12 protein-coding genes, 1 tRNA gene and 1 riboswitch are annotated in these 7,412 nt (G+C 67.7%); of the genes, 4 read left to right on the forward strand and 9 right to left on the reverse strand.

The features are described from left to right. Positions 1-228, forward strand: a 228-nt coding sequence (locus EQG76_RS05675) for a hypothetical protein (RefSeq protein ID WP_235031223.1), incomplete at its 5' end; no start/stop codon positions are given. A 14-nt stretch (positions 229-242) separates the two neighbouring features. Here EQG76_RS05675 and EQG76_RS05680 read toward each other — a convergent pair. Beyond that, positions 243-527, reverse strand: coding sequence for a hypothetical protein (locus tag EQG76_RS05680; RefSeq protein WP_159711388.1), 285 nt, complete (start codon positions 525-527; stop codon positions 243-245). Between the two features lie 38 nt (positions 528-565). Continuing rightward, positions 566-762: riboswitch (cobalamin riboswitch) on the reverse strand. 73 nt (positions 763-835) lie between these two features. Here EQG76_RS05680 and EQG76_RS05685 point away from each other — a divergent pair. From EQG76_RS05685 to EQG76_RS05695, 3 genes are all read left to right on the forward strand, one after another. Next, the gene (locus EQG76_RS05685) at positions 836-1,807 is read left to right on the forward strand and encodes an SPFH domain-containing protein (protein ID WP_159711390.1); all 972 of its coding nucleotides are present in this window, start codon (positions 836-838) and stop codon (positions 1,805-1,807) included. 13 nt (positions 1,808-1,820) lie between these two features. Beyond that, positions 1,821-2,243 carry an NfeD family protein gene (locus EQG76_RS05690; RefSeq protein WP_159711392.1) on the forward strand — a complete coding sequence of 141 codons (423 nt, stop codon included), beginning with the start codon at positions 1,821-1,823 and terminating at the stop codon, positions 2,241-2,243. A gap of 237 nt (positions 2,244-2,480) precedes the next feature. Further along, a tRNA-Leu gene (locus EQG76_RS05695) sits at positions 2,481-2,567 on the forward strand. Between the two features lie 55 nt (positions 2,568-2,622). Here the strand turns inward: EQG76_RS05695 and EQG76_RS05700 are convergent. The 8 genes from EQG76_RS05700 to EQG76_RS05735 all read right to left on the reverse strand — a co-directional run. After that, complete coding sequence (locus EQG76_RS05700) at positions 2,623-3,138, reverse strand: phage tail protein (RefSeq protein ID WP_200840583.1); 516 nt, start codon at positions 3,136-3,138, stop codon at positions 2,623-2,625. 20 nt (positions 3,139-3,158) lie between these two features. Then, complete coding sequence (locus tag EQG76_RS05705; RefSeq protein ID WP_159711394.1) at positions 3,159-3,605, reverse strand: phage tail assembly chaperone; 447 nt, start codon at positions 3,603-3,605, stop codon at positions 3,159-3,161. Between the two features lies 1 nt (position 3,606). After that, complete coding sequence (locus EQG76_RS05710) at positions 3,607-4,341, reverse strand: gp53-like domain-containing protein (RefSeq protein ID WP_159711396.1); 735 nt, start codon at positions 4,339-4,341, stop codon at positions 3,607-3,609. Between the two features lie 12 nt (positions 4,342-4,353). Further along, a complete protein-coding gene (locus tag EQG76_RS05715) occupies positions 4,354-4,875 on the reverse strand; it encodes a tail fiber protein (protein ID WP_159711398.1) in 522 nt (173 codons plus the stop codon). A gap of 1 nt (position 4,876) precedes the next feature. After that, positions 4,877-5,197, reverse strand: coding sequence for a hypothetical protein (locus tag EQG76_RS05720; protein WP_159711400.1), 321 nt, complete (start codon positions 5,195-5,197; stop codon positions 4,877-4,879). A 3-nt stretch (positions 5,198-5,200) separates the two neighbouring features. After that, positions 5,201-5,914: a hypothetical protein gene (locus EQG76_RS05725; RefSeq protein WP_159711402.1), complete on the reverse strand. Its 714-nt coding sequence runs from the start codon at positions 5,912-5,914 to the stop codon at positions 5,201-5,203. A 14-nt stretch (positions 5,915-5,928) separates the two neighbouring features. Beyond that, a complete protein-coding gene (locus EQG76_RS05730) occupies positions 5,929-6,381 on the reverse strand; it encodes a hypothetical protein (RefSeq protein WP_159711404.1) in 453 nt (150 codons plus the stop codon). Positions 6,382-6,424: 43 nt separating this feature from the next. After that, positions 6,425-7,412 (reverse strand): hypothetical protein (locus tag EQG76_RS05735; RefSeq protein ID WP_159711406.1); only part of this gene is annotated, 988 nt, incomplete at its 5' end.

A 7,412-nucleotide genomic window follows, 5' to 3' on the forward strand; every position in this document is an offset into this window, starting at 1 on the left:
CGAGGCCGCATCGCGATGAGCAGCACCGCGGACCAGGCGCTGGACAAGGAGGAGCGGCAGGCGAACCCGGACGGCTGGGAGGACCGCGGCGTGCTGCGCAGCGAGATCGAGCTGGCCGATGGCGATCCGATTGGCCGGCGCTGCCTCGTCTGCCGCTACGACTACGAGGACAGTCGCAGCGACCCGCTGACCCTGTTCGGCGTCGACACCACCATGAGCTGCCGCTGAACGGGAGACCGGCGTCAGCGCCGCGGGCGGCGTGCATAGCCGGCGAGGCGCTCTGCCGGCCAGCGCGCCACCTCGGCCAGCTCCGCCCCGATCGAGCCCGGGACGTCCGCCCGGTCCGGCAGCATGGCACGCGCCGCGCGCGCCGGGTCGGTGCCCGGTGCCAGCGACATCAGCCAGGCGAGCAGGATCTCGCGCGGGGGGTGGCCCTGGTCGTGCGCCAGGGCGGCGCGCAGGAGCCCGCTCGGGTCGGCCAGCTCGGCCGGCATGAGGGGCGGGGGGTCGAACGACAGGCTCGGCATGATTGACCTCCGGCCGGGGCACCCCGCCCGGCGAGTTCCGACATGGCAAACGGATGGCAGGTCTCCCGGCTCGCGGGTCGGCACCGGTCGCTCTGCCTTCCCAGGACCCGAAGGTCCCAGTGGCATCGGAGCTTAAGCGACGGCTCACCGCTTACGGTTGCGGGGGCAGCGCCGGTCTCTCACCGGCTTCCCTCTTGGCCCGGTCGTTCCGGGCACCATCCAGGACGGATGGTGGGCGTTCCCCCGCGATCTGTCAAAGCCGACCTGCTAGGAATCGGGCAGGCGGGCAAGGGTGGCGGAGGCTGGGCATGGAGTTGGGTGCGACGGTCGTGGTGCTGGTGGTGCTGGCGGTGATCATCACGCTGATCGCCATGGGCGTCCGCTCGGTGACCCAGGGCGAGGAATGGACCGTGGAGCGGTTTGGCCGCTACACCCGGACGCTTTCTCCCGGCCTCAACCTGATCATCCCGGTGATCGACCGGGTGGGTGCCAAGCTCAGCGTGATGGAGCAGGTGCTGGACGTGCCCTCCCAGGAGGTCATCACCCGCGACAACGCGATGGTGACGGCGGACGGGGTGGTCTTCTACCAGGTCCTCGACGTCGCGCGCGCCGCCTACGAGGTGGCCGACCTGCGCAACGCCATCCTGAACCTGACCATGACCAACATCCGCACGGTGATGGGCTCGCTCGACCTCGACGCGGTGCTCAGCCAGCGCGACGTGATCAACAGCCGGCTGCTCTCCGTGGTGGACGAGGCGACCCAGCCCTGGGGCGTCAAGGTGACCCGGATCGAGATCAAGGACATCCGCCCGCCGGCCGACTTGGTGAACAGCATGGCCCGGCAGATGAAGGCGGAACGCGAGAAGCGCGCGGTGGTGCTGGAGGCTGAGGGGGCACGGGCCGCGCAGATCCTGCGCGCCGAGGGGATGAAGCAGGCGGCGGTGCTGGAGGCGGAAGGCCGGCGCGATGCGGCGATGCGCGACGCCGAGGCGCGCGAGCGGCTGGCCCAGGCGGAGGCCGAGGCCACCCGGATGCTGGCCGGGGCGATCGGCGAGGGAGGCGTCCAGGCCGCCAACTATTTCGTCGCCCAGAAATATCTGGAGGCGCTCGGTCGCTTCGCCACCTCCCCCAACCAGAAGACCTTCATCCTGCCGATGGAGGCCAGCGCCGCCCTGGGCTCGATCGCGGGGATCGCCGAGCTGGCCAGGGAGGCGATGGCGCAGAACCGGGCCGCTCCGGCAGCCGCGCCCTGGGGGGCGCGTCCGGGCGAGTCGGGCTGAGAGGGCGGCCCGCATGGAAGCCTGGCAATGGGCCGCGATCGCCGGGATGCTGCTCCTCCTGGAACTGGCGACCCCCGGCTTCTTCTTCGCCTGGCTGGCGGTCGCCGCCGCCGTCGTCGCCGCGGTGGCCTGGTGGGCGCCGCAGCTCGTCTGGCAGGTTCAGGCCCTGGTGTTCGCGCTGGCAGCGGCGCTCGCGGTGCTCGCCTGGTTCCGCTTCCGCCCGGAGCCTGCCGCCACGGCCGAGCCTGGCCTCAATCGCCGGGGCGAGGCGCTGGTCGGCAGCCGGCTCGTCCTCGACCAGCCGATCCAGAACGGCCGCGGCCGCGTGCGGATCGGCGACACCAGCTGGCCGGTCAGCGGCCCCGACCTTTCCGCCGGCACGGCGGTGCGCGTGGTCCGGGTCGACGGCAACCGGCTGGTGGTCGCCGCCGAGTGACGTGGTTTCAGGCGGGTCTCAATGGCTGCCACTGGACGCTCGCGCCCGCCCGTGGCACTAGTTCCGGCACGGGTGGCCGTCGTCAGAGCGGCCTGCCGCCGCGCGTGCGGGCGTGGTGGAACTGGTAGACGCGCCGGACTCAAAATCCGGGTGTCAAGCGCCGCGAGCCCTTGGAAACGCTAGGTTTTTTCGGTAGGTGAGCAGAGCCCGGGCGCAGGTCGGGCGCAGACCTCGAAAGCGGGCGTGGTGGAATTGGTAGACGCGGTGGCCTCAAAAGCCACTTCCCGAGAGGGAGTGTCGGTTCGAGTCCGACCGCCCGCACCACCCAAGCAAAAGGCCCGGACGATGCCGGGCCTCCCTGTCATGGCCGGCGCGCCGGCTAGGTCTTGATGATCCAGTTCATCATCATGCTGGGCTGCATGTTGTTGTGCGCCTGCCCGCTGCCTTGGGACCCGGACGTCGAGCTGCCGATCACGGCCGTGGCACCGGTGCCGGTTACGGGCGTGCCAGCCCCGGCATTGGCCCCGGTATAGGCGTTGTAGCTGTGCGTGTGCGCCGGCATCTGCGCCGTGGTCAGCGTGTGCGTCTGCGCGCCGCCAGTGGCCCCGATCGTGAGGCTGTCGATCCCGCTGGCGGCCTCGGTCACCCGGTTCGCGTTGGTGCCGCCCATGTTGTCCAGGCCGACCGGCACGCGGCCGCGCAGATCGGGGACGTTGAACGTGGTCGAGCCATTACCGGCACCGAAGCGGGTCCCGAGCAGGCTATAGAGGGCGGCGTAATCGGTCCGGGAGACCGCCTGGCCCGAGCACATCAAAAAGCCCGGCGGCGCTACCACGCCCCCGAAGGGGAAGCAGACGCCGCGCAAGCCGTCGAGAAGATCATGTAGAGCTGCCAATCATCGTCCCTGCCTTTCGCTTACAGGAAATCGGGGACTTTCGGCATCGCGACTGCCGGAAAGCCCTTCTTGTTGGGCAGATCGCGCAGCGTCTTGCGGTACGCGAGCAATGCCTTGAACTGATCGGCCGTCAGTGCCGTCTTGCCGCCGGCGTCGACCTCGTCGCGGTGGCGCGCCACCAGCCAGTCGGTGGCCTTGAGCGCGGTGTCACGCTCCGCGCGCGCAGCGGCCGCGAGCTGTTCCACCGAAGGTGCCGGCAGGTCAGCCCACATCGGCAAGCCGTCGGGACCAACAACGCGCTCCTTCCCGGCCGGCGCCGCATCCAAGGCGAACTCTTGGAACGTGCTGTACGGCACGGCAACGGCATCCTCGGGCCACGTTCCAGCAGCCTCATAGTCGGCGCGGAAGGCCGAGGGATAGAAGGCGTTCGCCGTGGCCGAGAAGAACATTTCCGGTGAGTTTTCCATGTCAATGACCTACCGCGCGAACAAGAACGGAAGTTTGTGAGGGGTTCGGGGAAGGCGTGCCGGAAGCGGTGTACGCGACCCAATCGAAGTTCGCCGCACCGGGCGATCCAACGGGGCAGGCAAATCCGACCGCATAGCCACCAGCCGCAGATGTCAGGTTGGCGAAGCTCAGCCCGCGACAGGCATTTGGGAATGGGATGGGATACGAGGTCCGACTGTAACCAGCACCGAGGTTGTTGGTGTTGGAGGCAACAAACCACTGCTCAATGAGGCCACCGGGCAATTTCTGATACCCGCTTGCTGCCAGGGACTGGTTAGCCCCGGTGAACGCGTCCGCCAGCTTCTTCGGCGTCAGCGCGCGCACGTCGTCCGCCAGCGCCCGGGCTTCGGCCGAGGTAGCGATCTCGATCAGGCCGCCAATGGATTCCGTTGCGCTCGCCGGGCCAGTCACCGGCCCCGTCAGCATGCCGCCCGACAGCGGCAGCGCATTCGCCACGGCGAACGACGCGAGGTTGATGCCGACCAGCACGTCGCCGGCGCTGGCCGGGCTGGCGAGCGTGACGGTGCTGCCATTGGCCGCCGTGTAGTCGACATTCGGGTCGAGCAGCGCGCCGTTCTTGAAGAACAGGCAGCGGCCCGGCGTGTAGTTGACCAGTACCTGCGTCTGGCCCTGGGCCAGCGTGACCGGCGTGAAGCTGAACAGCGCGTTGAGGGGGCTGTTACCAAGGTAAGCCATGTCCCAGCCTCCTTATGCGAATTTGATGATGTAGTTCATGGCGACGTTGCGCGGGCGCGTTTCAGTGCCTGCATTGATGCCGTCAAGCCCCTTGTTGGCTGCAAGATAGTCCAACCCGGCTTGCGTACCGGCCAGGAAAGCGTTGGCGCCTACCCTGCCGATATTGTACGGAACGCGCATGGAATCTGACTGCAAAGTTCCGATCGTGCGCCCTGTATCCACACCGCGCCCCTGGTCCAGGCCGCGCACGAATTCGCCGCGCAGGTCAGGCAGCCTGAACGTGGTCGTACCATCGCCAGTCCCATAGGTCGTGCCGATGGACGCGAACAGCTTCGCGTAGGCCGTGCGGCTGACATTCGAGCCGTCGCACAGCAGCCATCCCGCCGGTGGCACCGGACCCGCGTAAGGCAACACGACCCCAGCCGGCACGGCGTTCTGCACGAAGGCGGTGGAAGCCGGCATGCTCGACGAATCGCCCGGCGCCGCCGTCGGAATATTGCGCACGGGCGCGCTGTCGTAGTTGAGGCGGCCCATATCAGAGCTCCGTGGCCGAGATCACGAAATCGATCGCGTTAGCCTCGCTGGCGTGCACGTTCAGCGTGTCGGTCGGCTTCAGGATGATCTGCGCCTCGGGCTTGAGGGTCAGGGTGCCGTTGGTCGGAACCGAGGCCTTGTAGAGCACGTGTTTGGTCACGCCGCCGCTGGTGACGGTGACGGTCACCGTGGGCGTCTTGTCTTCGGTCGTGTTGCAGAAGGTCGCCGACGTAATGACCGTGCCCGCACCGGCCGCGCCGGTATAGGCCACGCCAGGCGTGGTGCCGCAGGTGCCGAGCGCGTTCTTGAATGCTGCTGCCATGGGTTAGCCCCCGAGAATGATTGCGTAGACGATCGCCATTTCATTGGCCGTCTGCTGGACGAATTCGGTGTTGGCGACCTGCTGCGAGCTGTCGCCAGCCGCCGCCGTGGGCGCGGTCGGCGTGCCGGTCAGGGCCGCATTGCGGTAGTCGTTGGTGGATGGCCGCACGCTGGCGCCGTCGCACCACAGCTCGGCGTTCTTGCCCTGCTCCACGGCCACGCCGGTGCCGGCCGCCGTCTTGACGGTCAGCGTGAAGTTCCCGCTGGTCTGGTTCGAGACGATCCAGCTCTTGGCGGTGGCGGGGACGATCACCGAGATGTTGCCGGTCAGCACGCCAGTGAAGGCCAGGATGCCGTTGCCGGCCTCGGCAGCAGTGAGCGTGACGTTCTGGTTGCCGGCGACGCTCTTGGACAGGATGCCGTTGACCGTGTCCTGGACGAACTTGGTGTTGGCGATCTTGCCGGAGCGGTCGCCCAGAACCACGTCGGGCGCGGTCGGCGTGCCAGTGAAGGCCGGCGAGTTCTTCGGCGCTACGGTGTCCGGGATGATCTCGCCGTTCACCAGCTTGTCCTGGCGGTCCTTCAGGTAAGCCGTGCGGTTCGCCAGGTTGAGCAGCGGCCGGTTCGACGTGCCGCCGACGCCGCCTTGTACAGGGTCAGTGGTCTCGAGCTGGTATACGCCGTCGTCCCACTGAATTTGTTCTGGTTGGTTCGCCATGGTCTAGTCGCCGATCAGAAGTTGATCGTCCACGTTCCGGCGAACGTGATGTCCGATTCTTTGTGGAGCGGGTTCGAGCGGTTCTTGCGGGCATAGAGCATGCCGCCTGCCGTGAGCAGGCCGAACTCCGCGATGGCCTTGCCGTTGGCCTCGGCGGTACCCAGCGAGAACGCGAACCGCGCCTGGTTGGTGGCCGGGTAGCTGACCAGGTCGATCGCCTTGGTGTAGGGATCGGTGATGGTCGTGTTGCCGGTGCTCGGCGCCACCGGGTTGGCGCCGAACGCGATCTGGGTGACGCTGCGGTTGGCCACGTCGCCGCCGAGAAGGCGCGCATGGATCAGCTTCGAGTTGGCGACGATCAGGTTCTTCTCGTCGACAACCTCGATGAGCTGGCCGCGCCGGTAGACCTCCAGGTAGAAGTCCCCGGTCGGCGGGCGTTCGAATTGGTCGTGAAAGGAAAGGCTCAAGCCGACCTCCGTTAGATACGGAGATTGTCCCGTCACGACCCGCCTAGAGCGACTCGGTCAGGATCTGGCCGCCGGCATGGGTGATGATGCCATTGTGCGTGCGCAGGCCGTTGTAGCTGTAGGCGTAGGCGATGCTCAGCTCGGCGTCGTCGGCAGGCTCGGCCAGGGTATCCTGCATGGCGGCCAGGGTGGCCTGCATGGCGAAGTCCGGGTCGTCGGGCTCGTCGAACGTGTCTTCGAGCGTGGCCTGTATCGACCAGTCGATCAGACCGCCGTCGGTGGGCGGCGTGAAGGTGTCGGACATATCCGAGCCGCGCAGCAGCAGCGACCGCAGATGCGTGCCGGCATCGCGCAGCCGGCCGATCAGCTCGCGGACGATCTGCTGGAAGGCCGTAATGTCGGCGCCGCCCTCGAAGTCGTAGCCATATTCGACGTCAAACAGGCCATAGATCGGGATGGCGCTGGCATTGTAGTTCCAGGTGCCATCATGGGTGATCGCGCCATCGTAGAGCGGGAAGGTCTCGCCATAGATGGTGACGTCGGTCACCTTGGCGTCCTGCCCGGTGAACACCTTGATGGCTTCTTCCATCGCCACGTTGTTCGCGCGCGGGCGCAGCACCTCGGCGATGATGCGCGGGCCGTAGGAGGCATCCAGCTCGCCCTGGATGCGCGGCACCGCGTAGTAGCTGCCCAGCAGGTCCAGCCACTCGCCCTGGGCCGTCTTGGTGTTCAACTGCTTGAGCGCCTCGACGATCTGGCGCCGGGCCTCCTGCAGCTCGACGGCCATGGCCTCCATGTAGGACCACAGGATGTTGGTGTAGCCGTAGAGGTGGTCGCCGTTCGAGCGGGCGACGTCGTTCTGCCCGTCGATCAGCACGCGCGCCGACAGCGCGGCGAGCTCGGACTGGTCGCCGTACTGGATGATGTAGCCAGGCTGGGCCGCCAGGTAGCTGATCAGCGAGGCGACCGTGTACTGCGACAGGTCGATGTCCAGGCCGGCCTCCGGATGGCCGGGCACCGTGGTGGTGAGC

The organism is Geminicoccus flavidas, from assembly GCF_009806515.1.
GTDB lineage: Bacteria > Pseudomonadota > Alphaproteobacteria > Geminicoccales > Geminicoccaceae > Geminicoccus > Geminicoccus flavidus.

What these genes read in the sequence shown, in the direction of transcription:
- EQG76_RS05725 (WP_159711402.1), bottom strand. Translation starts at nt 5,914, where the DNA reads ATGGCGAACCAACCAGAACAAATTCAGTGGGACGACGGCGTATACCAG.
- EQG76_RS05720 (WP_159711400.1), bottom strand. Translation starts at nt 5,197, where the DNA reads ATGGCAGCAGCATTCAAGAACGCGCTCGGCACCTGCGGCACCACGCCT.
- EQG76_RS05690 (WP_159711392.1), top strand. Translation starts at nt 1,821, where the DNA reads ATGGAAGCCTGGCAATGGGCCGCGATCGCCGGGATGCTGCTCCTCCTG.
- EQG76_RS05685 (WP_159711390.1), top strand. Translation starts at nt 836, where the DNA reads ATGGAGTTGGGTGCGACGGTCGTGGTGCTGGTGGTGCTGGCGGTGATC.
- EQG76_RS05705 (WP_159711394.1), bottom strand. Translation starts at nt 3,605, where the DNA reads ATGGAAAACTCACCGGAAATGTTCTTCTCGGCCACGGCGAACGCCTTC.
- EQG76_RS05715 (WP_159711398.1), bottom strand. Translation starts at nt 4,875, where the DNA reads ATGGGCCGCCTCAACTACGACAGCGCGCCCGTGCGCAATATTCCGACG.
- EQG76_RS05710 (WP_159711396.1), bottom strand. Translation starts at nt 4,341, where the DNA reads ATGGCTTACCTTGGTAACAGCCCCCTCAACGCGCTGTTCAGCTTCACG.
- EQG76_RS05680 (WP_159711388.1), bottom strand. Translation starts at nt 527, where the DNA reads ATGCCGAGCCTGTCGTTCGACCCCCCGCCCCTCATGCCGGCCGAGCTG.